General features: G+C 67.2%; 19 protein-coding genes. 12 read left to right on the top strand and 7 right to left on the bottom strand.

Annotation, left to right across the window (positions count from 1 at the left end):
• The first annotated feature begins 49 nt into the window (after window positions 1-49).
• On the top strand, window positions 50-502 hold the full coding sequence (locus EV655_RS01165; RefSeq protein ID WP_424511293.1) for a DUF411 domain-containing protein: 453 nt from the start codon (window positions 50-52) through the stop codon (window positions 500-502).
• A gap of 111 nt (window positions 503-613) precedes the next feature.
• On the opposite strand, the gene EV655_RS01160 is transcribed toward EV655_RS01165, so the two are convergent.
• Window positions 614-3,073 carry a GcvT family protein gene (locus EV655_RS01160; protein ID WP_132540522.1) on the bottom strand — a complete coding sequence of 820 codons (2,460 nt, stop codon included), beginning with the start codon at window positions 3,071-3,073 and terminating at the stop codon, window positions 614-616.
• Between the two features lie 230 nt (window positions 3,074-3,303).
• On the opposite strand from EV655_RS01160, the gene EV655_RS01155 reads away from it, so the two are divergent.
• Window positions 3,304-3,720: a nuclear transport factor 2 family protein gene (locus EV655_RS01155; protein ID WP_132540519.1), complete on the top strand. Its 417-nt coding sequence runs from the start codon at window positions 3,304-3,306 to the stop codon at window positions 3,718-3,720.
• A gap of 76 nt (window positions 3,721-3,796) precedes the next feature.
• Here EV655_RS01155 and EV655_RS01150 read toward each other — a convergent pair whose 3' ends face one another.
• A complete protein-coding gene (locus EV655_RS01150; RefSeq protein WP_132540515.1) occupies window positions 3,797-4,669 on the bottom strand; it encodes a LysR substrate-binding domain-containing protein in 873 nt (290 codons plus the stop codon).
• Window positions 4,670-4,820: 151 nt separating this feature from the next.
• Between EV655_RS01150 and EV655_RS01145 the strand changes: the two genes are divergently transcribed.
• From EV655_RS01145 to EV655_RS01110, 8 genes are all read left to right on the top strand, one after another.
• A complete protein-coding gene (locus EV655_RS01145) occupies window positions 4,821-6,488 on the top strand; it encodes a Na/Pi cotransporter family protein (protein ID WP_243644944.1) in 1,668 nt (555 codons plus the stop codon).
• Window positions 6,489-6,597: 109 nt separating this feature from the next.
• Window positions 6,598-7,785, top strand: a complete 1,188-nt coding sequence (locus EV655_RS01140) for a 2-aminoethylphosphonate--pyruvate transaminase (RefSeq protein WP_132540509.1) — start codon at window positions 6,598-6,600, stop codon at window positions 7,783-7,785.
• A 28-nt stretch (window positions 7,786-7,813) separates the two neighbouring features.
• A complete protein-coding gene (gene phnA / locus EV655_RS01135; RefSeq protein ID WP_132540506.1) occupies window positions 7,814-9,064 on the top strand; it encodes a phosphonoacetate hydrolase in 1,251 nt (416 codons plus the stop codon).
• Between the two features lie 10 nt (window positions 9,065-9,074).
• Window positions 9,075-10,520 (top strand): phosphonoacetaldehyde dehydrogenase, encoded by a 1,446-nt coding sequence (gene phnY / locus EV655_RS01130; RefSeq protein ID WP_132540503.1) that lies wholly within the window; start codon window positions 9,075-9,077, stop codon window positions 10,518-10,520.
• Complete coding sequence (gene pbfA / locus EV655_RS01125; RefSeq protein ID WP_132540500.1) at window positions 10,517-11,872, top strand: (R)-1-hydroxy-2-aminoethylphosphonate ammonia-lyase; 1,356 nt, start codon at window positions 10,517-10,519, stop codon at window positions 11,870-11,872. Before phnY ends, pbfA begins: the two co-directional genes overlap by 4 nt.
• Before the next feature lie 258 nt (window positions 11,873-12,130).
• Window positions 12,131-13,150, top strand: a complete 1,020-nt coding sequence (locus EV655_RS01120; protein ID WP_132540497.1) for a putative 2-aminoethylphosphonate ABC transporter substrate-binding protein — start codon at window positions 12,131-12,133, stop codon at window positions 13,148-13,150.
• An 85-nt stretch (window positions 13,151-13,235) separates the two neighbouring features.
• Window positions 13,236-14,366, top strand: a complete 1,131-nt coding sequence (locus tag EV655_RS01115; RefSeq protein ID WP_132540494.1) for a putative 2-aminoethylphosphonate ABC transporter ATP-binding protein — start codon at window positions 13,236-13,238, stop codon at window positions 14,364-14,366.
• Window positions 14,363-16,372, top strand: a complete 2,010-nt coding sequence (locus tag EV655_RS01110) for a putative 2-aminoethylphosphonate ABC transporter permease subunit (protein ID WP_243644943.1) — start codon at window positions 14,363-14,365, stop codon at window positions 16,370-16,372. Before EV655_RS01115 ends, EV655_RS01110 begins: the two co-directional genes overlap by 4 nt.
• A gap of 1 nt (window position 16,373) precedes the next feature.
• Here the strand turns inward: EV655_RS01110 and EV655_RS01105 are convergent, their stop codons facing one another.
• The 5 genes from EV655_RS01105 to choX form a co-directional block, all read right to left on the bottom strand.
• Window positions 16,374-17,516, bottom strand: coding sequence for an ATP-dependent Clp protease proteolytic subunit (locus tag EV655_RS01105; protein ID WP_132540491.1), 1,143 nt, complete (start codon window positions 17,514-17,516; stop codon window positions 16,374-16,376).
• A gap of 166 nt (window positions 17,517-17,682) precedes the next feature.
• Entirely contained in the window at window positions 17,683-18,693 is a 1,011-nt protein-coding gene (locus EV655_RS01100; RefSeq protein WP_132540488.1) for a 2-hydroxyacid dehydrogenase, read from the bottom strand.
• A 93-nt stretch (window positions 18,694-18,786) separates the two neighbouring features.
• Complete coding sequence (choV, locus tag EV655_RS01095) at window positions 18,787-19,809, bottom strand: choline ABC transporter ATP-binding protein (RefSeq protein WP_132540485.1); 1,023 nt, start codon at window positions 19,807-19,809, stop codon at window positions 18,787-18,789.
• Window positions 19,806-20,639 carry a choline ABC transporter permease subunit gene (gene choW / locus EV655_RS01090; protein ID WP_132540482.1) on the bottom strand — a complete coding sequence of 278 codons (834 nt, stop codon included), beginning with the start codon at window positions 20,637-20,639 and terminating at the stop codon, window positions 19,806-19,808. Before choW ends, choV begins: the two co-directional genes overlap by 4 nt.
• Window positions 20,640-20,813: 174 nt before the next feature.
• Window positions 20,814-21,740 carry a choline ABC transporter substrate-binding protein gene (gene choX / locus EV655_RS01085; RefSeq protein WP_132540479.1) on the bottom strand — a complete coding sequence of 309 codons (927 nt, stop codon included), beginning with the start codon at window positions 21,738-21,740 and terminating at the stop codon, window positions 20,814-20,816.
• Window positions 21,741-21,831: 91 nt separating this feature from the next.
• On the opposite strand from choX, the gene betI reads away from it, so the two are divergent.
• On the top strand, window positions 21,832-22,416 hold the full coding sequence (gene betI, locus EV655_RS01080; protein WP_132540476.1) for a transcriptional regulator BetI: 585 nt from the start codon (window positions 21,832-21,834) through the stop codon (window positions 22,414-22,416).
• 26 nt (window positions 22,417-22,442) lie between these two features.
• A complete protein-coding gene (betB, locus tag EV655_RS01075; RefSeq protein WP_132540473.1) occupies window positions 22,443-23,900 on the top strand; it encodes a betaine-aldehyde dehydrogenase in 1,458 nt (485 codons plus the stop codon).
• The last annotated feature ends 2 nt before the right edge of the window (window positions 23,901-23,902 follow it).

Raw genomic sequence — 23,902 nt, 5'->3', positions numbered from 1 at the left:
TGCCGCGCATTGATCACCCGCGAAAGGCAGGACCATGCCGCACCGACACATCCACCGATCCACGGCCCTTTTCGCCCTTATGCTGGCTGCGCTTCCGATTCCGGGCGCCGCGGGCGAAACCCCGATCCAGGTGATGAAGACCAGCGGCTGCGGCTGTTGTGTGGCCTGGATGGACCATCTGGCGGCCCACGGGTTCCGGCCGGTGGGACAGGATCTGCCCGGCGGCCTGCTGGTCCGCGAAAAGGCCGCCCGCGGCGTTCCGTCCGCGATGACCTCGTGCCATACCGCGACGGTCGAGGGCTACGTGATCGAGGGTCACGTTCCCGCCGCCGACATCCGGCGCCTGCTGGCAGAACGCCCCGACGCTGTGGGCCTTGCCGTGCCCGACATGCCCTTCGGCTCACCCGGCATGGGCCCCGAGAGCCGGCGCGAAGCCTATGAGGTGCACCTGATCCGCGGCGACGGGACGACCGAACTGTTCACCAGCTATCCGCCAGACTGACCCTGGGGGCCACGCCCCGGGGCGGCGCACCGGACCCGCAAGGGGCGCTGACGCCCCGATCAAGCGGGTGCGTGTGCGATGCGGACTTGTCCGTCCGGAGCCGCACCGGCCTCAGCGTGCGTCCGGGCAACGCATCCGTGTGCCGCCGGGGTCGAAGGCGGGCACCAGATGGGGGTGCGCGGTCAGCCGTGTTCCGGCGAGGTCGATCTCCCAGCGGCCGGAGTCGAGATATGCCCTGTCGATCCCGTCTTCCGCCGCGACGAGCCCCAGGCCGACGGCGCGGCCGAGGGTGAAGCCGTAAAAGGCCGAACTGAGCGCGCCGACCGGCACGCCGTCGCGCAGCACCGCCTCGCCGCCCCAGAGTATCGGGCCGTCCTGCTCCAGCGTGAACTGGACGATCCGTCGCCGGGGCGCCCCCGTCTCGCGCGCGGCCATCAGTGCCGCGCGCCCAATGAAATCGCCCTTGTCCCAAGCTACGGTAAAGCCGAGCCCGGCCTCGAACGGCGTGACCTCGGGGGTCAGTTCGCGCGACCAGGCGCGAAACCCCTTTTCCAGCCGCATCGACTCGATCGCGTAATAGCCAGCGTCGGTCAGGCCGAACGCCTCTCCTTCGTGCCAGAGGGCATCGTAGATCCCGGCGGCGAATTCCGTGGGCACGATCAGTTCCCACCCCAGTTCGCCCACATAGCTGATCCGGTTGGCGATGCCGATGCCGTGGCCAAGGTCGATCTCGCGGTGGGTGGCGAAGGGAAAGCCGTCATCGGACAGATCCGCCGGCGTGATCCGCGCCAGCAGATCCCGAGACCGCGGCCCCATCAGCCCGATCACCGCATGGGCCGAGGTCATGTCCGTGACGACGGCATGGGCCGCTGGGTCAAGGTGGCGCTCGATCCAGTCGCGGTCGCGTACCGGCTGGGCCGAGCCCGTCACCAGCAGGAACCGGTCACGGGTCAGCCGCAGCACCGTCAGGTCGCTCTCATACCCGCCCCGCTCGTTCAGCATGCCGGTATAGACGGTCCCCCCCGGCGTCACGTCGACATCGGCACAGCACAGCCGGTTCAGTTCGCGTGCCGCGTCGCGCCCCTGCACCAGCAGCTTGCCGAACGAGGTCTGGTCGAACACCGCGACCGCGTTCCGCGCCGCCACCACCTCGCGCGCGACCGCGTCGTGCCAGTTCTGCCGCCCGAACGAATAGTCGGTTTCGATCCGCCCGCCGGGCCCGGCGAACCAGTTGGCCCGCTCCCAGCCCATCTTCGAGCCGAACGTCGCGCCCTTGGCCGCGAGCCGGTCATAAAGCGGCGAGCGTCGCAGCGGCCGGGCGGTCTGCAATTCGCGGTTGGGCCAGGGCATCGCGTAGTGCAGCCCAAGCGTCTCCTTTACCCTGTCGTGAAGCCAGGCGGCGTTGCCGTTGAACCGGGCAAAGCGGCGGATGTCGACGGGCCACAGGTCCATCGTCGGCGCGCCGTTGACGATCCACTCGGCCAGGGCGCGCCCCGCGCCGCCCGCCGAGGCAATGCCCATGGAGTTGAAGCCTGCGCCGACGAAGAAGTTCCGCAACTCCGGCGCCTCGCCGAGGATGAACTGGCCATCGGGAGTGAAACTTTCGGGCCCGTTCAGGAAGGTCTTGATCTCGGCCCGGTCCAGCGCGGGCACCCGGATCAGCGCGTTTTCCATCAGTACCTGGAACTGGTCCCAGTCGTCGGGCAACAGCTGGAACTCGAACTCGTCGGGGATGCCGTCCATGCCCCAAGGCTTGGCCTCGGGCTCGAACCCGCCCATGACGAGGCCGCCCACCTCCTCCTTGAAGTAGATGAACCCGTCCGGGTCGCGCAGCACGGGCAGATCCGGGCTGACCCCCTCGATCCGGCCGGTGACGACGTACATGTGCTCGGCCGAGTGCAGCGGCACCGTGACCCCGCACATCTGTCCCAGCTTGCGCGCCCATTGCCCGGCGCAGTTGACCACCACCTCGGCCGCGATCGTGCCTTGCGCCGTTTCGACCCCCACCGCGCGCCCGTCTCGAACGGTAATCCCGGTCACGCGGGTCTTCTCGAAGATGCGCGCGCCGCGGTTGCGCGCCCCTTTCGCCAGCGCCTGGGTCAGGTCGGTGGGGTTGGCCTTGCCATCGCCGGGCAGCCAGACCGCGCCCTTGAGGTCGGCAGTTTCCATCACCGGCCACATCTGACCCGCCTCGCGGGCCGAGATCATCTCGGCCTCGACCCCCTGTGCGCGGGCCGAGGCGGCGCTGCGCCGCAGCACCGTCATCCGGTCGTCGGTGCGCGCCACGGCAAGCGAGCCGCAGCGCTTCCACCCGGTGCCGAGTCCCGTCTCGGCCTCTAGCCCGGCATAAAGCTCGGTCGAGTAGCGGATCAGGGCGGTCAGCCCGGAATGGCTGCGCAACTGCCCGACCAGCCCCGCAGCGTGCCAGGTCGTCCCGCCCGAAAGCCGCCCCTGTTCCAGCAGAACGACATCGGTCCAGCCCAGTTTCGTCAGGTGATAGGCGACCGAGGCTCCGACGATGCCCCCGCCGACAATCACGACGCGGGCATGTGCGGGAAGGCTTTGGGACATGGGCGGCGCTCCTCGGGGGCTTGCACCGTTGTTCCCACGGAAGACGATGCCGCGCCAAATCGAAAAAACCTATGCTCGGATAAGTGATGCGGGACGGCAGGGGCCGCATCGGCCCGAATGTGCCTTGCCCGCGGCGCCCGGGATGGCATATCGGAAAGGCAAGGGCGTGGCCCGGGCGCCCGCCTGCCCGCCGCCCCACGCGCGGCACCCCCAGACGCGAGGCCGTTTCCATGCCCGACCCGATCGCCGAAGCCAGACGGATTGTCGAGGCATATCTCGAATTGTCGATGATCCCCGATCCCGAAGCTGCCAGTGCCCATCTCGCGCCGGATTTCCGGATGACCTTCACCGGCGGGCGGCGGTTCGGCGGGCCGGCAGACAGTGCGGCGTTCAACGCGAAACGCTATAAGTGGGTCAAGAAACGCTTTCTGAGGACCGACGCCTGCCTTGACGCAGCGACGGGCGAGGTGCGCGTCTACAACACCGGCCATCTCTATGGGGAATGGCCCGACGGCACGCCCTTTGACGGGAACCGCTATATCGACATCTTCGTGGTGCGCGACGGCAGGATCGTCAGCACCGATGTCTGGAACGACAGCGCCGAGATCCTGCTGGATCGCGCGGGACTGTCCGAGGCGCCGCTCTGAACCAGCCTGGAGGCGGCGGTTTCGCGTCTGCGCCGATCCTGTCGCGGTTGCACGTCATCCGGCCGCCCGGGGGTGGTCAGGCCGGATGCGCATCGCGGGCGAGGTCGAAGAACGCCTGTACCAGCTTCGAGGACCGCCGCTCGCGCAGGCAGACCAGCGCCTCGTCCATCGTGCCGATATCGACGCCGCCGATCTCGATCAGGCCCAGCCGCGGATCCTCGCCGAACTCGGCGGCCGACACGAAGCCGATGCCGCCGCCCGAGGCGACGATCTCGCGTACCGCCTCGCGCCCTTCGGCCTCGATCGCGGGGACAAGGGTGATGCCGACGGCTGCGGCCGCCTCTTCCAGCTTGCGCCGCGTCTTCGACCCCCGTTCGCGCAGCACCAGCGGCTGGCCGGCCAGTTCGGTCAGCTCGGCGCGGCCCCGCGCCGCGAATGGGTGGCCGACGGGGGCGAAGGCGACGATCGGGGCGGAACTCAACCGCAGCACGTCGAAATCGCGGCTTGCCGGCATCTCTCCCAGCACGCCCAGATCGGCCTCGTAGCGGTAAAGGCTGTCGAGCACGGTCTGGGAATTCCCCGTCCGGATCGACATGCGCACCCCCGGGAACGTTGCGCGGAACCGGGGCAGAAGGTGCAGCAGGTGATGCGCGCTGTCCGCCACGATCCGCAGCGTTCCCGACCGCAGCGCGCGCGATTCCGACAGCAGTTCCAGGGCCTGCTGTTCGCTGTCGAACAGCCGCCTTGTGATCTCGAGCAGTGCCCGGCCGGGTTCGGTCAGCCCGACCTGCCGCTTCTGGCGGTTGAACAGGATGATGTCGTACTCATCCTCCAGCTTGCGCACCTGGTCCGAGATTGCGGGCTGGGTCAGGAACAGCTCTTCGGCGGCCTTTGAGAACCCGCCGCATGTGGCGACATAGTGAAAGGCCCGCAACTGCACATAGCGCATGGTTCGTTCCCCAAGACTTGCGGCCAAGGATAAGCCTGTCCAATTCGGGGATAAGTCGTATCGATTTGATCTATCCATGGAAAGGAGATTGAATACCCGTGGGGATTGCCACCCCCCCCCCGGGATGCCTCGCGCGAACAGGGAGACGGTCTTGCATCCTTTCGTCGTGCTGATCCACCTTGCCGGTGCGGTCATGCTCTTGCTCTGGGCGGTGCGCATGGTGCGCACCGGGGTCGAGCGTGCCTATGGCACCCGGCTCAAGGCTGTCCTGCGGCGGACGCGCGGCGACGCGGTTGGGGCGGTGTTGTCGGGAACGGTGCTGGCGGTCCTGCTGCAAAGCTCGACGGCGGTGGGTGTGCTGGCGGCCGGATTCGCGGCAAGCGGCATCCTGGCTGTGCCAACCGGCATCGCCGCGCTGATCGGCGCGGATCTCGGCAGCGCACTGGTGGTCAGGATCCTGTCCGTCGACCTGTCGGGGCTGATCCCGGTGTTGCTGCTGGCGGGCGCCGGGCTGTTCCTGAAATTCGAGCGGCGCGCGGTCCGGCAGGTTGGCCGGATCGTTCTGGGCATCGCCTTCATCCTGCTGTCGCTGCAAATGATTGCCGAGACCACGGCGCCGTTGCAGCACAGCGCCGCGTTGCCCGCCGTGGTCGGCTATCTGCAGGGCGACCCGCTGACTGCCTTTGCGCTGGCGGCGGTGCTGGCCTGGGCGTTACATTCCTCGGTGGCGACGGTGCTGCTGCTGGCGGCCTTCGCGGGGCACGGGATGCTGCCTGCCGAGGCGGCGCTGCCGATGGTTCTGGGGGCCAACCTGGGCGGCGGGCTGGTGGCGGTCTGGCTGACCCGCGGCATGGAGCCGTGCGCGCGGCGCATCCCGCAGGCGAACCTGCTGCTGCGCGGCGTGGGGGCGTTGTCGGTTCTGGCGCTGGTGCTGCTGGTGCCGCTGCCGGTCGAGCGGCTGGGGCAGGACGTGGCACACCAGTTGGTGAACTTCCACCTCCTGTTCAACCTTGCGCTGGTCTGCGTCGCGCTGCCGCTGATCGGTCCGGTCGAGCGGCTGGCGCGGCTTTTGTTGCCGGATGCGCCCCAGGCCGTGGCCGACCGCGCCGAGACGCTGCCCGCAAGCGCGCTGGACCGGTCCACGCTGGGGGCGCCGCCGCTGGCGCTGGCCAGCGCCATGCGGGAACTGCTGCGCATGGGCGAAACCGTCGAGATCATGTTCCGCCCTGTGATGGACCTGATCGAGGGCGGCGATGCGGCCCAGATCCGCCGCGTGCGCGACCTCGACGCGCAGGTGAACCGGCTGCATACCGATATCAAGCTGTTCCTCGCCGAGGTTCGCCGCGGCCCGCTGAGCGAGGACGAGAACCGGCGCGCGACCGATCTGACCCAGTTCGCGATCAGCCTGGAACATATCGGCGACCTGATCGCCAAGACCCTGCTGGTGCTGGCCGAAAAGAAGGCCGCGCAGGGGGTCAGTTTTTCCGACGAGGGCTGGGCGGAACTGTGCGCGCTGCACGCAAGGGTACAGGCCAACATGCAGCTTGCGCTGAACGTGCTGGTTTCGGGCGATGTGGCCAGCGCCCGGGCGCTGGCGCGCGAGAAGGAGGAGTTGCGGCGGCTCGAACGCGACACCTACACCCGCCACATGGCCCGCCTGCGGCAAGGCGCCGAGCGCAGTATCGCGACCAGCAACCTGCACCTGGAGACCGCCCGGGCGCTGAAGGAGATCAACTCGGCGCTCGTCACCATCGGCTACCCCATCCTTGCCGAAAGCGGCCAGTTGCTGAAAAGCCGGCTGGCGCAGGTGGCGGAGTGAGGCAGCTATCGGAAAGGTTTATAGTGTGATCTGAATTAGCGATTTTACAGATGCTTTCCGATGTGGGACATCGGGCGCAGACGGCCCCACCCGATCCCAGGAGCGTTCGATGACCGAGCCCGCCGCGCCTCTTCCCGCCCCCCGCCTGGGCGAGCCCTTCCTTCTGACCCCGGGCCCCCTGACCACCGATTTCGCCACGAAGGAGGCCATGCTGCGCGACTGGGGGTCGTGGGATTCCGACTTCCGCGCGATGACCCGTACGCTCTGCGACCGGCTGCTGGTGCTGGCGGGCGACCGGGCGGGGGAGTACGCCTGCGTGCCGATGCAGGGCTCGGGGTCGTTCGCGGTCGAGGCGATGCTGGGCAGCCTGGTGCCAAAGGACGGCAAGGTGCTGGTGCTGGCGAACGGGGCCTATGGGCTGCGGGCGGCCGAGACGCTGCGCTATCTGGGCCGGGCCCATACGGTCATCGACAAGGGCGACTACCTGCCGCCGAGGGGCGCCGAGGTGGCCGCGGCGCTGGACGCCGACCCCGCCATCACCCATGTCGTCGCGATCCATTGCGAGACCTCGTCGGGCATCCTGAACCCGCTGGCCGAGATCGCCGAGGCGGTGCACGTCCGGGGCCGGAAATTGCTGATCGACTCGATGTCGGCCTTCGGGGCGATCCCGCTGGATGTCGGGGAGATTCCCTGCGCGGCGCTGGTCAGTTCCGCGAACAAGTGCATCGAGGGCGTGCCGGGCTTCGGCTTCGTGATCGCCCGCCGCGACGCGCTGGAGGCGGCGCAGGGCAACAGCCACTCGCTGGCGCTCGATCTGCACGCGCAATGGGCCTACATGGAAAAGACCGGCCAGTGGCGCTATACGCCCCCCACGCACGCGGTGGCGGCGTTCCTCAAGGCGCTGGAGATCCACGCCGCAGAGGGCGGCGTGGCCGGGCGGGGCGCGCGCTATGCCCGCAACCGCGACGTGATGGTGGCCGGCATGCGCGGGCTGGGGTTCGAGACGCTGCTGGACGACCGGTGGCTGTCGCCGATCATCGTGACCTTCTTCTGCCCGGCCGATCCAGCCTTCGTGTTCCAGACCTTCTACGACCTGATGAAGGCCCGTGGGTTCATCATCTATCCCGGCAAGCTGACGGTGGTGGACAGCTTCCGCATCGGCGTGATCGGGCGGATGGATGAGCACGTCATGGCCCGCGTGGTTCAGGCCGCCGCCGATGCGCTGGCCGAGATGGGCGTGGAAAGTGCGGCACCCCCCGCGGCGGCGCTGGCCGAACGCGCGAAACTTGCCGCCTGAGCGCGGCCCGACGAACAAGGAACCTGTGATGGACATGACGACCCGCGCCCCCGTGACGGCGAACGGCCGGACCTATGCCTGGCCGAAGGTGCCCGCGGTGGCGATCTGCCTCGACGGTTGCGAACCGGGCTACCTGGAGGTGGCGATCGAGCGGGGGCTGATGCCGAACCTCGCCCGCATCCGCGCGACGGGCACGGAACGCCGCGCCCATTCGGTGATCCCGTCCTTCACCAACCCCAACAACCTGTCGATCGCCACGGGCCGCCCGCCCGCCGTGCACGGCATCTGCGGCAACTACCTTTTCGAGCCCGAGACCGGCCAGGAGGTGATGATGAACGACGTCCGCTTCCTGCGGGCGCCGACGATCTTTCAGGCGTTTTTCGACGCGGGCGCCCGGGTGGCGGTGGTGACCGCCAAGGACAAGCTGCGGGCGCTGCTGGGCGCGGGGCTGAAATTCGACGAGGGCCGCGCGATCTGCTTTTCGTCCGAGAAGTCGGATCAGGCGACCGAGGCGGCGAACGGGATCGGGGATGCCGCCCGCTGGCTGGGCCGGCCGGTGCCCGAGGTCTATTCCGGGGATCTCTCGGAATTCGTCTTCGCCGCCGGGGTCAAGCTGCTGACGGAGTGGCGGCCGGACGTGATGTACCTGTCGACCACCGACTACATCCAGCACAAGTTCGCCCCCGAGGAGCAGGGGGCGCTGGACTTCCACGCGATGGTGGACCGCTACCTGGGGGCGCTGGACGCGGGCGGGGCGGCGGTGGTGCTGACCGCCGATCACGGCATGAAGCCCAAGCACAAGGCCGATGGCAGCCCGGCGGTGATCTATGTCCAGGACCTGCTGGACGGCTGGCTGGGCGCGGGCGCGGCGCGGGTGATCCTGCCGATCACCGACCCGTACGTGGTGCACCACGGCGCACTGGGCGGGTTCGCCACCGCGTATCTGCCCGAGGGCGCGGACCGGGCCGGGATCATGGCCCGCCTCGCCGCGCTGCCGGACCTGATCTGCGTCGTGGACCGCGACGAGGCGGTGCGCCGGTTCGAGCTGCCCGCCGACCGGATCGGCGATATCGTGATGATTTCCGGGGAAAACATGACCATCGGCACCTCGGCCCACCGCCACGACCTGGCGGCGCTGAAGGAGCCGCTGCGCAGCCATGGCGGGCTGACCGAACAGGAGGTGCCGTTCATCGTCAACCGCAGGCTCGACCTGCCCAACGCGCCGGAACTCAGGAACTTCGACGCGTTCCACTACGCCTGCATGGCGGCGGCGCTGTAAGGGGGCGGGGATGGCGGACATCCGGCACGAGGGCATGCGGATCGGCGGCGAGGCCGTGTTCACCGACGAGGTGATCGAGGTCCGCTATCCCTATACCGACGAGGTGATCGGCACCGTGCCCGCGGGCCGGGCCGAGCACGCCCGGCGCGCGTTCCAGATCGCGGGGGACTATACCGCGCGGCTGACGCGCTACGAGCGCCAGCAGGTCCTGTCCCGCGCGGCCGAGCTGATCCGCGAGCGGCGCGAGGCGCTGGCGCGGGGGCTGGTGCTGGAACTGGGCATCTGCTGGCAGCACGCGCTTTATGAAACCGGCCGGGCCTGCGACGTGTTCACCTTTGCGGGCCAACTGGCGCTGATGGATGACGGGCAGATCTTTTCCTGCGACCTGACGCCCAACGGCAAGGACCGGCGCATCTACACCATGCGCGAGCCGGTCCGCGCGATCAGCGCGATCACGCCGTTCAACCACCCGCTGAACATGGTGGCGCACAAGGTCGCGCCCGCCATCGCGACGAACAACTGCGTGGTCTGCAAGCCGACCGAACTGACGCCGCTGACCGCCATCGCGCTGGCCGACATCCTGTATGACGCGGGGCTGCCGCCCGAGATGTTCCAGGTGGTCACCGGCTGGCCCAAGGACATCGGCGACGAGATGATCGCCAATGAAAACATCGACATCGTGACCTTTACCGGCGGCGTGCCGGTGGGCAAGATGATCGCGGCCAAGGCGGTCTACAAGCGGCAGGCGCTGGAACTCGGCGGCAACGATCCGCTGATCGTGCTGAACGATCTGGACGAGGCGGACCTTGCGAAGGCGGCGCAGATCGCGGTGGCCGGCGCCACGGGCAATTCCGGCCAGCGCTGCACCGCCGTCAAGCGCATCCTCGTGCAGGAGAGCGTGGCCGACGCCTTCGTGCCGATGGTGCTGGAGCGGGCGCGCGCGATCCGCTTCGGCGATCCGATGGACCCGGCGACGGAGCTTGGCTGCGTGATCTCGGCTCAAGCCGCCGAGCTTTTCGAGCGTCGCGTCCACGACGCCGAGGCACGCGGGGCCGAGATCCTCTATCACCCCGGCCGGCAGGGGGCGCTGCTGCCGCCGATCACGGTGGACCGGGTTCCGCATGACAGCGAGTTGGTGATGGAGGAGACCTTTGGCCCCATCGTGCCCATCGTGCGGGTGCCTAACGACGATGCCGAGGTGATGCGGATTTCGAACTCCACGCCGTTCGGGCTGTCTTCGGGCGTCTGCACCAACGATTTCCGCCGGATGCAGGCCTTCATCGCGGGGCTGAACGTGGGCACCGTGAACATCTGGGAACAGCCCGGCTACCGGATCGAGATGTCGCCCTTCGGGGGCATCAAGGATTCCGGCAACGGGGTGAAGGAGGGGGTGATGGAGGCGATGAAGTTCTTCACCAACGTCAAGACCTACTCGCTGCCCTGGCCGCGGGGATGACCGGGCCGATCACCCATACCGAGGGGGAATCGAACACGTCCGAGGCGCGGCGGGCCTGGGCGGCGAGGCACCCGGATGCGGCGACGCGCGGCCTGCTGGCCCGCGATGCCGACGCCTTCCTGCACCAGTCGCTGTCCTCGCCCTGCGTGTCGACCATCGCCAAGGCCGAGGGCATCTGGATCGAGGACACCGCCGGCCGGCGCTACATGGATTTCCACGGCAATTCGGTGCACCACATCGGCTATGGCCACCCGCGGCTGGTGGCGGCGATCAAGGACCAGCTGGATCAGTTGAGTTTCTCGCCCCGCCGGTTCACCAACGAGGTGGCGGTGGAACTGGCCGAGACGCTGGGGGCGCTTGCGCCGGGCGACCTGTCGAAGGTGCTGTTCACCACGGGCGGGTCGGACGCCAACGAGGTGGCGCTGCGCATCGCCCGCGCCGCCACGGGGCGGTTCAAGACCGTCAGCTTCTGGGACGCGTTCCACGGCGCGGGGTTCGGGGCGTCGTCGGTGGGCGGTGAGGCGACGTTCCGCAGCCACATCGCCGGGCCGCTGCTGCCCGGCGCGGAGCATGTCGCGCCCTTCAACTGTTACCGCTGCGCCTATGGCCACCCGGGGCCCGAGACCTGCGGGCTGGCCTGCGCGAAGATGGTGGAGTTCGTGCTGGAACGCGAAGGCGACGTGGCCGCGGTGATCGCGGAACCGATGCGCGCGGTGCCGGTGGTGCCGCCGCCGGGGTTCTGGCAGGCGGTCAGGGCGGCCTGCGACCGGCACGGGGCGCTGTTGATCCTGGACGAGATCCCCACCGGGCTGGGCAAGACCGGCCGGATGTTCGCCTTCGAACATGACGGCGTGGTGCCCGACATCGTGACGCTGGGCAAGGCGCTGGGGGGCGGCGTGCTGCCCGTCGCGGCGGTGGTGGCGCGGCACGACCTGGATGTCTGCGGCGACTTCGCCATCGGGCATTACACCCACGAGAAGAACCCGGTGACCGCGCGCGCCGCGCTGACCACGCTGGAGATCATCCGCGACGAGGGGCTGGTGGACCGCTCGGCGGAACTGGGCGCGCATGCGTTGGAGCGGCTTGGCGAGACGCTGGCGGGCAGCCCGCATGTGGGCGACATCCGGGGGCGGGGCCTGATGTTCGGGGTCGAGATCGTCACCGACCGCGAGGCCCGCACCCCCGACAAGGCGCGGGCCGAGCGCATCTATTACCGCTGCCTCGCGGCGGGTCTCAGCTTCAAGATCAGCGCGGGTTCGGTTCTGACGCTGTCGCCGCCGCTGACGATTCCGCAGGACGACCTCGACCGGGCGCTGGGTATCGTGGCCGCCGCGGTTCTGGCGGAAAACTAGGCACCGCGGCGCGATCGCGCGGCCAGGACATGCCCAAACCGTCCATCGCGGTTGCTTTCCGTTTCATAAGGGAAATAGATTTTACTTATCAGACCGGAGTTCCGAAACTTTCGGTGGGAATGGGCCTGCGATCGATAGGGCTTTGACACAAGAACGTCATCAAGGACCATTACCGACGGCAACGTCCGTCCAGCGTTACCCGGCGCCCGTTCGGGTGCTGACCGGCTGAACGATAAAATCCAGACCAGGGGTAAAGACATGACCAAGATCAAACCGTTCGCGATGGGCCTTGCCGCAATCGCCCTGGGCTCGGCCGCTCTGGCCGAGACCGAACTGACGGTCTATACCGCCGTCGAGGCCGAGGATCTGGCCCGCTACGCCGAGACCTTCAACCAGGACCACCCGGACATCAAGATCAACTGGGTTCGCGATTCCACCGGCGTCGTCACAGCCAAGCTGCTGGCGGAAAAGAACAACCCTCAGGCCGACGTGATCTGGGGCCTCGCCGCGACCTCGCTTCTGGTGCTCAAGAGCGAGGACATGCTGGAACCCTACACCCCTGCCGGGCTGGACGCGCTGGACCCCAAGTTCCGCGACAGCGACACGCCCCCTTCGTGGGTCGGCATGGACGCGTGGGTGGCGGCGATCTGCTACAACACCGTCGAGGGCGACAAGCTGGGCCTGACCGCGCCCACGAGCTGGCAGGACCTGACCAAGCCCGAATACAAGGGCCACGTGGTGATGCCGAACCCCGCCTCGTCGGGCACCGGCTTCCTGGATGTGTCGAGCTGGCTGCAACTCTTCGGCGAAGAGCAGGGCTGGGCCTACATGGACGCGCTGCACGAGAACATCGGCGCCTATACCCATTCGGGGTCCAAGCCCTGCAAGATGGCGGCCGCGGGTGAAACCGTGATCGGTGTCTCTTTCGCCTTCCGTGGCGCCAAGTCCAAGGCCGAGGGCGCGCCGATCGAGATCATCATCCCCGAGGAAGGCATTGGCTGGGACATGGAATCGACCGCGATCGTCGCCGGCACCGACAATCTCGAAGCCGCGCAGACGCTGGTCGACTGGTCGATCACGCCCAAGGCGATGGAGATGTACAACGTCGGCTATGCCGTCGTGGCCATTCCCGGCATTGCCAAGCCGGTCGAGCACTTCCCGCCGAACATTCCCGAGAAGATGATCGACAACGACTTCGAATGGGCCGCGAACAACCGCGACGCGATCCTGGCAGAGTGGACGAAGCGCTACGATACCAAGTCCGAACCCAAGGGCTGATCCCGGTTCCGCCGGGGGCGCGCGCTGCGTGCCCCCGGTTCGCCAGTCCGCCATTCCCGACCCGGCCAGCCCACGGAATACGCCCATGACAGCCCTGGACGCAGAAGGCTTGCGCGCCGCGACCGGTATCGCCGAGCCTTATCTGAGGATAGAGAACGTCTGGAAGGCGTTCGGCGACTTCGTGGCGCTGCGCGACGTTTCCCTCGACATCGAGAGAGGCGAGTTCATCTGTTTTCTCGGCCCGTCGGGCTGTGGCAAGACAACGCTTTTGCGCGCCGTTGCCGGACTGGATCCGCAAAGCCGGGGCACGATCCGCCAGGGCGGGCGCGACATCTCGGACATGCCCGCGTCGCAACGCGATTACGGCATCGTGTTCCAGTCCTACGCGCTGTTCCCGAACCTGACGATCGCAAAGAACATCGCCTTCGGGCTGGAGAACACGCGACGGCCCCGGGCCGAGATCTCGGCGCGCGTCGATGAACTGCTTGATCTGGTGGGTCTTCCCGAGCAGGCCGACAAGTATCCCGCGCAGTTGTCGGGCGGCCAGCAGCAGCGCATCGCCCTGGCCCGCGCAATCGCGATCAATCCCGGCCTTCTGCTGCTGGACGAACCGCTGTCGGCGCTTGATGCCAAGGTCCGCGTCCATCTGCGCCACGAGATCAAGGAGCTTCAGCGCAAGCTCGGGGTGACCACGATCATGGTCACCCACGACCAGGAAGAGGCGCTGTCGATGGCCGACCGGATTGCGGTGATGAATCAGGGCGTGATCGAACAGGTCGGCACGCCGACGGAAATCTACCGCCATCCGGCGACACTGTTCGTCGCTGATTTCATCGGCGAGACGAACCGGATCGAGACGACCCATACCGGCGGCGCGGTCAGGGTGGGCCATGCGGTGTTGCAGACCGAAACCCACGGGCTGCGGGACGGGCAGGCCGTGGTGATGGTCGTCCGGCCCGAGGACGTGCTGCCGCATGCGGTGGGCTACGAGGCCGAGATGAAACCCAACCAACTGCCCGTGGACATCGCCGACATGGAGTTTCTCGGGTCGTATTGGCGCGCGCATCTGAACAACCCCGAGTTCGCGAACACGCCGCTGGTGGCCAATTTCTCGATCAACGCGGTGCGCCGCTTCGGGCTTGCCTCGGGCACGCGGATGACCGTCGAGATTCCGCCCGAGCGGCTGCTCGTCTTCCCGCGCGAGGGCGTGGCGTGACCGACGCCGCGACCCTGCCGCCGGGCCGGACCACCCGCCTGAAGCTTGACCGCGACGGTGTCATCAAGCGCGGCCTGATGCTGGTGATCGCCGCCTATCTTTTCGCCGCGCTGGCGCTGCCGCTTTACGCGATGCTGTCGAAAAGCTTCGTCACCTACAGCTTCGACCTGACGCGCTATGAATTCCAGGTCAGCGACGAGACCGGCACGATCTGGTCCGATCCTGTCAGTGCCGCCGACCTGAACGCCCGGCTGGACCTTTTCGATCCCGATGACCTGAGGACCAGCACCAACGGGCGGCTTGCCGTCACCGGGTTCTTTCCCGAGTTCAGCTTTCGCAGCCCGGTCAAGTACCGCCTGCGCGGCACGGTGGCGGATGCGCCCTATCTGGTCGGCCTCGACCTTCAGAATTCCACCGAGTGGCGCGAATTCGATGGCAATACCTTTCGCCGGGTGAACCTGCGCCCCGTCGCGACGGCGGGCTTGCAGAACTATCGCGCCTATTTCACCAACCCCACGCTGCTGTCCTCCATCGGCAACTCGGTGTTCATAGCAACGGTTTCCACCGTCCTGACGGTCACGGCGGCCTTCGGCTTTGCCTATGCGCTGAACCGAAGCTGCATGCAGTTCAAGGGCGCGTTCCGGCTGATCGCGATGATGCCGATCCTGGTGCCGTCGCTGTTGCCGGGCATCGCACTGATCTATCTGTTCGGCAACCAGGGACTGTTGAAATCCCTGCTGATGGGCCAGTCGATCTATGGGCCGCTGGGCATCGTGATCGGTTCGATCTTCTTCACCTTTCCGCACGCCCTGATCATCATTTCCACCGCGCTGTCGATTTCCGACCAGCGCCAATACGAGGCGGCGGAATCGCTGCGGGCCTCGAAATGGCGGACGTTCTGGACGGTGACGATCCCGAGTGCGCGCTATGGGCTGATCTCGGCCGCCTTCGTGACCTTTACCCTGGTCATCACCGATTTCGGCCTGCCCAAGGTGATCGGCGGGCAATACAACGTTCTGGCAATCGACATCTACAAGCAGGTGATCGGCCAGCAGAACTTCGAGATGGGGGCGGTGGTCTCGGTGGTGCTGCTGATCCCAGCCGTGATCGCCTTTGCGGTCGACCGCATCGTGCAGAAGAAGCAGGTCTCGCTCTTGTCGGCGCGCTCGGTTCCCTACCAGCCCAGGCCGAACCGGCGCTTCGACATGGCCATGCTGGGCTGGTGTTCGCTGGTCGCGCTGTTCATCGTCGGCATCATCGGGATCTGCCAGTTCGCCGCGCTGGTAAAGTTCTGGCCCTATGACCTCAGCTTCAGCCTCAGGAACTACGAATTCGACCGGATGGATGGCGGCGGCTGGGCGGCCTATTTCAATTCGCTGCGGATGGCGGCGCTGACGGCGGTGGTTGGCACGGTCATCGTTTTCACCGGCGCCTATGTGGTCGAGAAGATCGACGGCTTTCGCCTTGGGCGCGCAGGCTTCCAGTTCCTTGCCATGCTGCCGATGGCGATCCCGGGGATGGTGCTGGGGCTGGCCTACATCTTCTTCTTCAACGATCCCGAGAATCCGCTGAACTTCGTCTATGGCACCATGGCGATCCTCGTGATCTCGACGGTGACGCATTTCTACACGGTCGGCCACCTGACCGCGCTGACCGCGCTGAAGCAGATCGACGCCGAGTTCGAGCCGGTGGCCAGTTCGCTGCGCGCGCCGTTCTGGCGGCTTTTCGCGCGGGTCACGGTGCCCGTATGCCTGCCGTCGATCCTGGATATCTCGATCTACCTGTTCGTCAACGCGATGACGACGGTCTCGGCGGTGGTGTTCCTCTACTCGACGCATACCGCGCTGGCCTCGGTGGCGGTGCTGAACATGGACGATGCGGGCGACGTGGCGCCGGCGGCGGCAATGGGGATGATGATCTTCTATACCAATGCCGCGGCTCGCATGCTGCATGCGGCGGCCTCGCGCGGGCTTCTCAGGCGCACCCAGGCCTGGCGGTTGCGCTAGATCAGAATCCGAAATCTGCGATGCGATCGAGGTAGCGAGTATAGAGGCACGAGATATCGCGCCCGCAGTTATCGCGCTCGACGATCCAGGCGCGCTGCGATTTGAGGAGGATAGCGCGGTTCTGACGATCGTAGCTCGCGCGCAAGAGAAAGTATAGATGTGCCGTTGCTCGATCCAGTGCCCAGAGATCCCGTGAGCTGCAAATCGTGTATTCCGTGAGACTGACCGCTTTTCTGCAGTCGAAGCTTGGACCCGCCACCTCGGTAGTGAATCCTTCATCGCGCAACGTATATTCTGTCTCAAGGCAATAGGACATAGTTCCGATCTCCGATAGCCTGCGCTTCTCCGCATCACTGATGAGCGGCAACGACTCCACGAAGATTTCGCCGCCAAAAAGATCATGGCCATTTTCGAGAACCTGGATAGCGCGTTTGTGCAAAGAGCCGGGGTCGAGGTCGAAAAGACCTGCGCAAAGATTTCCAAACGCGGATATTCGTGCCGCTTGGTGGGCAATGCGACGGGGAGTCGGTCTCTGCGCCGGCGTGATGACGGCATTCGCCGTGATAAGAGCCACGTCGATGTCGAGGACCTGCGCGATCTCCGGCGTTACCGGGTTGATCTCGCCCGGTCCCGCCGCGGTGAAATACCTGATCGCCTTGCGGCTCAATCCAATTGAATTCAGGAAGGCGCCGATATCGGCGTTGGCCATGCCGGATTCAAGCATCAGGGGGCCGAGGCCATCAATGGCTTGCGGGCTATAGGCGGCATGGACGCCGATCTTCGCATCCGTCGTCATGGCACGCCCGGTACCGGATACCCATACGACGGCGCAAATCGAAAAGCAGCCGCCATTGCCGGTGACTAGCGTAGAGAATTTCCTCATCCGGGTCTCGGCCGCGATCGAGAGGCCCGCCTCGACATTGCCGCCGGGAGACTCGAGAATGACAGTCGCGGTCTCAAGATTGCCCGCCGCGTCATGGAATTTTTCGTCATCGCCGGGTAAGATTTCCCCGCTGACGACGATGAACGAACGGTCAGCGGGACCACCGCGGATCAGTTCGATGTCTGCGGAAAGTGCGCCTACTGCCGAGAAGAGGATGAACCCCAGTGCAACAATTGTGTACGATATCGTAAAGCGAAACATTATTCCATACCTAGCTGAAAGCGACGACTCGCCCTGTTGGCCGCGGCGTGACTGCTCGCACCAATGCGAACGCACGAGGTTGACCGGCGTTAAACCGTTTCAGTGAATAATATGCCCCTCAAGCATGTTGCGAAATGCAAAATTTTGGGCAATGCTGGATAGGTCCTCAGGCGAAGATGACGCCGCGGCGCTGGGCGCGCAGGCGCGGGTCGCGGGATTTCACCGTGACCGGGCGGCCCTCGATCAGTTCCAGGCAGCGGTCCAGCGTTTCACGCTCCAGCCGCGCCATCGCCTGTTCGGTGTAGAATGTCAGGTGCGGCGTGAGGATGACGTTCGGCCGGCCGAAGAGCGGGCTGAGGGGGTGGCCCTCCAGCGCGAGGGGTTCGGCGCCGAACACGTCCAGCCCGGCGCCGCCGAGTTGCCCCTTGTCCAGCGCGGCGATCAGGGCCGCCTCGTCCACCAATGCGCCGCGGGAGGTGTTTATCAGCACCGCGCCGGGTTTCATCGCCGCGAATTCCGTCGCGCCGATCATGTGGCGGGTCGCGGGCGTCAGCGTCGCGTGCAGCGTCACGTAGTCGGACTGCGCCAGCAGCGCGTGCAGGCCGTCCATCTTCTCGGCTCCCGCCGCGCGCATCGTTCCGGCGTCCACGTTCGGATCGTAGGCGATCACCCGCGCCCGGAATCCCGCGCCCGCCATCCGTGCCATCGACTGGCCGATCCGGCCCAGCCCGACAATGCCGACCGTCGCCCCTGCGATATCGCGGCCAAGCCACTGCGGCTCTGGCCAGGCCCAGCCGGTTCGCGCCATCTGGTCGCCCAGCGCGGGCAGCCGTTTCGCCAGCGCGATCATCAGTGCAAAGGCGCCCTCGGCAACCGTTTCCTCGGCGTATTCGGGAATGTTGACCACGGCCACGCCCCGTTCCATCGCGGCGGGAATGTCGATCGCGTCGATGCCCACGCCGTATTTCACGATGCCGCGCAGGTGCGGCGCGGCCTCTATCACGGCCCGTGTGACGGGGGTGTAGCACATCAGCAGGATGTCCGCGCCGGCCACCGCCGCGGCAAGGTCCGCCTCGGCGATCCCGTCGGGCAGCAACACCAGGTCGTGCCCCATCTCGACCAGCCGGGCATCCACCAGCGGCATCTGCAACTCGCGGTCGGTCCGGACGATCTTCATGGGCTTTCCCGGTGGCTGTCTGGGTCAGTCCTGCTTATCCGGTGCCGCCGGGCCCGTCGCATCGGATTTCCTTCTGTTCCCATAAGCGGGCGGTCAGCTCCGCTCTCCCCTCAGCCGCGACAGAACGCTTTGGCGTGAGATCCGCCCCAGAACGCGGCCGTCCGTCCCCACCGAAACCGGCTCGCCCTTCTGCGCCAACAGGTCGATCACCTCGCCCAGCGGTGCATCGGGGCCGATCGCCGCGGCACCCGGCGCCTCGCCGGGTTCCATCACGTCGCGGGCGCAGAACACCCCCAGCGGGTTCATGTGCGCCACGAAATCGGCGACGTAGTCGTTCCTGGGGTTGGTGAAGATCTCGCGCGGGCTGCCGCATTGCACGATCCGGCCATCCTCCATGATCGCAATGTGGTTGCCCAGCTTGAATGCCTCGTCCAGGTCGTGGCTGACGAAGATGATCGTCCGGGCAAGCTGTTTCTGCAGCGCCAGCAACTCGTCCTGCAGATGGGTCCGGATCAGCGGGTCGAGCGCGGAAAAGGGTTCGTCCATCAACAGGATCGGCGCGTCGGTCACGAAGGCGCGGGCCAGCCCGACGCGCTGCTGCATGCCGCCCGAAAGATCCCCCACCTTGCGGTCGGCCCAGTCGGTCAGCCCGACCAGTTCCAGCTGGCGGTCGACGCGCGTGCGCCGCTGCCGGGCCGGCACGCCGCCCAGTTCCAGCCCCAGCCCGACATTCTCGCGCACGCTGCGCCAGGGCAGTAGGCCGAACTGCTGGAACACCATCGAGATGTCGTTCAGCCGGATGTCGCGCAGGGTCTTGCGGTCGGCCTGCGTGACCGACACCATCTCGCCGCCGCGCCCGATCAGCACCTCGCCGCGCGCCACGGGGTTCAGCCCGTTGACCGCGCGCAACAGCGTCGACTTGCCCGAGCCCGACAGTCCCATGAGTACCAGGATCTCACCCTCGTCCACCTCGAGCGAACAGTCATGCACCCCCAGCACCTGGCCCGTCGACTTCTGGATCTCGGTCCGATCAAGCCCCTGGTCCATCAGCGGCAGCGCGGCCTCGGGACGGTCGCCGAAGACGATCGACACGTTCCTGAAGGACACTGCGCTCATTTCCGGTCCACCCGCAGCATCCGGTCCAGCATGATCGCCACGACCACGATGACCATCCCGCTTTCGAAACCGAGCGCGGTGTTGACCTGGTTCAGCGCGCGGACCACCGGCACGCCCAGTCCGTCCGCCCCCACCAGCGCCGCGATCACCACCATCGACAGCGACAGCATGATCGTCTGGTTCAGCCCGGCCATGATCTGCGGAAAGGCCGAGGGCAGTTCGACCCGCCACAAGGTCTGCCAGGGCGTCGCGCCAAAGGCCCGCGCGGCCTCCAGCAGGGCCACGGGCGTCGAGGAGACCCCCAGATGCGTCAGCCGGATTGGCGCGGGCAGCACGAAGATCACCGTCGCGATCAGCCCCGGCACCATGCCGATGCCGAAGAACACGATGGCCGGGATCAGGTAAACGAAGGTGGGCAGGGTCTGCATCAGGTCGAGTATCGGCCTGAGACCCCGGTAAAGCCGTGGCCGGTGCGCCGTCGCGATGCCGATCGGCACGCCGACGCTCATGCAGACGACGCAGGCCGACAGCACCAGCGTCAGGCTTTCGGTCGTCTCTTCCCAGTAGCCCTGGTTCAGGATGAACAGGAACCCGAGCGCGACCAGAACGGCGGGTTTCCAACTGCGTTGCAGGGCGAAGGCGAGGGCGGCGAAGGCGGCGATGACGGCCAGCGGCGGCGGGGTCTGGAGAACCCACAGCACAGCCTCGATCAGCGCTTCCATCCCGTCCGAGAGGCCGTCGAAGACCCACCCGCCATTCGTCTGCAGCCAATCGAACAGGCCGGCCGCGGTCTTGCCGACGGGGATCTTCGTCTGCTCCACCCAGTCCATGCCGTTCCTTCATCCCTGCCCGTCCGGGGGGCGTTTTCAGTGTGGATGCCAGTCCGCTGCCCGGCTGTCCGATGACCGACCTTACCCTCTATTCCTGTCGGCTGTCTTGCGCCCGGATCGCGGCGGGCGCCGCCGGTGGGCAAGGGCGGCCCGGCGGGCCGCCCTTCGGTCGCGTCAAAGCCCCAGCGCGGCCTTTGCGGCGGCAAGGCCATCCCCGCCATCCCTGGCGGTCACGCCGTCAAGCCAGCCGTCCAGCACCTGGGGATTGGCCTTGATCCAGGCCGTCGCGGCCTCGCCCGGGTCCGCCCCGTCATTCAGGATCGCGCCCATGATCTCGTTCTCCATCGCCAGCGAGAATTCGAGATTGCCGAGGAACCGGCCCAGGTTCGGGCAGGTCTCGGCATAGCCCTTTTCCGTAAGGGTGTGGACCGTCGCGCCGCCGAAATCGGGGCCGAAGACATCGTCGCCACCGGTCAGGTAGGACATCTGGAAATTGGCGTTCATCGGGTGCGGCTCCCAGCCGAGGAACACGATCGGTTCGCCCCGCCGGTCGGCGCGCGCGACCTGCGCCAGCATCCCCTGTTCCGAGCTTTCCACCACCTCGAACCCCTTCAGGCCGAAGGCGTCCTGCTCGATCATCTCGATGATCAGCCGGTTGCCGTCATTGCCGGGCTCGATGCCGTAGATCTTGCCCTCGAGCTGGTCCTTGAAGGACGCGATATCGGCGAAATCCGCGATTCCCAGATCGGCGGCGGCCTTGTTGACGGCCAGCGTGTATTTCGCCCCGGTCAGGTTCGTGCGGACCGTGTCGATGGTGCCCGCCTCGCGATAGGGGGCGATGTCGGCCTCCATCGTCGGCATCCAGTTGCCCAGGAATACGTCCACGTCGCCATTGGCCAGCGAGGTGAAGGTGACCGGCAGGGCCAGTATCTTGGTCTCGGTCTCGTAGCCCAGCGCCTCGAGCACTGTGGTGGCGGCGGCTGTGGTGGCGGTGATGTCGGTCCAGCCGACGTCCGAGAACACCACGGTGTCGCAATCGGCCAGTGCGGGTGTGGCGGCAGCCGCGAGCAGGGCCGCGGCAAGTGTCGTTCTGAAGCGCATCGCTTCCTCCCTGTTTTCCGGTTCGTGTTTTTGGTTGACTGATCAATCAAAAACAAATCTAGAGTCCAAAAGCAACCCGATGGATGAAGTCATGCCAAAGGTCGGAATGGAGCCTATCAGGCGCGAGGCGCTGATCAAGGCGACCATCGCCGAAATCGGCGAGGCGGGCTCGCTTGACTTCCCCGTTGCGCGGATCGCGCGGCGGGCGGGGGTCTCCAGCGCGCTGGCACATCATTACCTGGGCAGCAAGGAACAGATGTTCCTGACCGCGATGCGCTATACGCTGGCGCAGTACCGCGCCGACGTGGTCCGCGCGCTGGCGGCTGCCGCGGGGCCCGAGGCCCGGTTGCGCGGGATCGTCGAACAAAGCTTCTCGGCCCGGCATTTCCAGCGCGGCACGATCAGCGCCTGGATGAACTTCTACCTGCTGGCCCATTCCAACCCCACGGCGCGGCGGCTGCTGACCCTGTACCGGCGGCGGCTGATGTCCAACCTGCTGTGCGAGTTGCGCCCGCTTCTGGGCGTGCGGGCGCCCGGCGTTGCCCGGCGGATGGCCTTCCTGATCGACGGGGCCTACCTGAACGAGGGCCTGGGCGAAGGCCCGCCCGACGGGGCCGCCGCGGCGGCGCAGGTGCTGGACTATCTCGACCTCGAACTTCGCGGCGCAGCGCGCTAGCGGCCCCCTACCACAGGATCCGACCCATGACCGACAGCGTGCAGCCCGTGGCCAGCCATTTCGTCAACGGCGCCTATCTCGAGGATACCGCGGGTGCGTCCATCCCCGTGATCCATCCCGCCACCGGCGCGGTGATCGCCACCGTCCATGCCGCCACGCCCGCCGTGATCGAGGCCGCCCTTGCCGGCGCCGCCGCCGCGCAGGCCGACTGGGCGGCGCGCACGGGGGCCGAGCGGGGCCGGGTGCTGCGCCGCGCCGCCGACATCATCCGCGCGCGCAACCGCGACCTCAGCCGGCTGGAGACGCTCGACACCGGCAAGCCGTTGCAGGAGACGCTGGTCGCGGACGCCAGCAGCGGCGCGGATGCGCTGGAGTATTTCGGCGGCATGGCGGGCACGCTGACCGGACAGCACATCCCGCTGGGCCAGAACTGGGCCTATACGATCCGGGAGCCGCTGGGGGTCTGCGTGGGCATCGGGGCCTGGAACTATCCCACCCAGATCGCTTGCTGGAAGGCCGCGCCTGCGCTGGCCTGCGGCAACGCGATGGTGTTCAAGCCCTCCGAGGTGACGCCGCTTTGCGCGCTGAAGATCGCGGAGATCCTGACCGAGGCGGGGGCGCCGCCGGGGCTGTTCAACGTGGTGCAGGGGGCAGGCGAGGTCGGCGCGCGGCTGGTCGCGGACCCGCGGGTGGCCAAGGTCTCGCTGACGGGGTCCGTTCCGACGGGGCGCAAGGTCTATGCAATGGCCGCCGAGGGGATGAAGCACGTCACGATGGAACTGGGCGGCAAGTCGCCCTTGCTGGTCTTTGACGACGCCGATCTCGACGACGCGGTGGGCGGCGCGATCCTGGGGAATTTCTACTCCACGGGGCAGGTCTGTTCGAACGGGACGCGGGTCTTCGTGCAGAAGGGCATCCGGGACGCCTTCCTCGCCCGGCTGGTCGAGCGGCTCAAGGGCGTGCGGATGGGCGATCCGCTGGACGAGGCCACGAATTTCGGGCCGATGGCGAGTGCCGCCCAGCGCGACATCGTCGCGCGCTATATCGCGGCAGGGATCGCCGAGGGGGCGCGGCTGGTCGCGGGCGGGGGCGTGCCCGACCGGCCCGGTTTCTGGGTCGAGCCCACGGTCTTTGCCGATGTGACCGATGCGATGTCCATCGCGCGGGAAGAGATCTTCGGCCCCGTCATGTGCGTTCTGGACTTCGAGGACGAGGACGAGGCCGTCGCGCGGGCCAACGCGACCGATTACGGGCTGTCGGCGGGGGTCTTCACCCGCGACATCGCGCGGGCGCACCGGGTGATCGCGCGGCTTCAGGCGGGCACCTGTTTCGTGAATTCCTACAACGACGCGCCGGTCGAGATGCCCTTCGGCGGGGTAAAGATGTCGGGCGTGGGCCGCGAGAACGCCGCCGCCGCGATCGAGCACTATTCGCAGTTGAAGTCGGTCTTCGTCCGGATGGGACGGGTTGAGGCGCCGTATTAGGG

It is taken from the genome of Rhodovulum euryhalinum (assembly GCF_004342445.1).
GTDB classification, from domain to species: domain Bacteria; phylum Pseudomonadota; class Alphaproteobacteria; order Rhodobacterales; family Rhodobacteraceae; genus Rhodovulum; species Rhodovulum euryhalinum.
The sequence above is the reverse complement of the archived record's forward strand: the minus strand, read 5'-3'. Positions and strand labels throughout refer to the sequence as shown.

What these genes read in the sequence shown, in the direction of transcription:
- EV655_RS01100 (WP_132540488.1), bottom strand. Translation starts at nt 18,693, where the DNA reads ATGAAGATCGTCCGGACCGACCGCGAGTTGCAGATGCCGCTGGTGGAT.
- betB (WP_132540473.1), top strand. Translation starts at nt 22,443, where the DNA reads ATGACCGACAGCGTGCAGCCCGTGGCCAGCCATTTCGTCAACGGCGCC.
- choV (WP_132540485.1), bottom strand. Translation starts at nt 19,809, where the DNA reads ATGAGCGCAGTGTCCTTCAGGAACGTGTCGATCGTCTTCGGCGACCGT.
- EV655_RS01140 (WP_132540509.1), top strand. Translation starts at nt 6,598, where the DNA reads ATGACCGAGCCCGCCGCGCCTCTTCCCGCCCCCCGCCTGGGCGAGCCC.
- EV655_RS01160 (WP_132540522.1), bottom strand. Translation starts at nt 3,073, where the DNA reads ATGTCCCAAAGCCTTCCCGCACATGCCCGCGTCGTGATTGTCGGCGGG.
- betI (WP_132540476.1), top strand. Translation starts at nt 21,832, where the DNA reads ATGCCAAAGGTCGGAATGGAGCCTATCAGGCGCGAGGCGCTGATCAAG.
- EV655_RS01150 (WP_132540515.1), bottom strand. Translation starts at nt 4,669, where the DNA reads ATGCGCTATGTGCAGTTGCGGGCCTTTCACTATGTCGCCACATGCGGC.
- phnA (WP_132540506.1), top strand. Translation starts at nt 7,814, where the DNA reads ATGGACATGACGACCCGCGCCCCCGTGACGGCGAACGGCCGGACCTAT.
- choW (WP_132540482.1), bottom strand. Translation starts at nt 20,639, where the DNA reads ATGGACTGGGTGGAGCAGACGAAGATCCCCGTCGGCAAGACCGCGGCC.
- EV655_RS01115 (WP_132540494.1), top strand. Translation starts at nt 13,236, where the DNA reads ATGACAGCCCTGGACGCAGAAGGCTTGCGCGCCGCGACCGGTATCGCC.
- choX (WP_132540479.1), bottom strand. Translation starts at nt 21,740, where the DNA reads ATGCGCTTCAGAACGACACTTGCCGCGGCCCTGCTCGCGGCTGCCGCC.
- pbfA (WP_132540500.1), top strand. Translation starts at nt 10,517, where the DNA reads ATGACCGGGCCGATCACCCATACCGAGGGGGAATCGAACACGTCCGAG.
- EV655_RS01155 (WP_132540519.1), top strand. Translation starts at nt 3,304, where the DNA reads ATGCCCGACCCGATCGCCGAAGCCAGACGGATTGTCGAGGCATATCTC.
- EV655_RS01120 (WP_132540497.1), top strand. Translation starts at nt 12,131, where the DNA reads ATGACCAAGATCAAACCGTTCGCGATGGGCCTTGCCGCAATCGCCCTG.
- phnY (WP_132540503.1), top strand. Translation starts at nt 9,075, where the DNA reads ATGGCGGACATCCGGCACGAGGGCATGCGGATCGGCGGCGAGGCCGTG.
- EV655_RS01105 (WP_132540491.1), bottom strand. Translation starts at nt 17,516, where the DNA reads ATGTTTCGCTTTACGATATCGTACACAATTGTTGCACTGGGGTTCATC.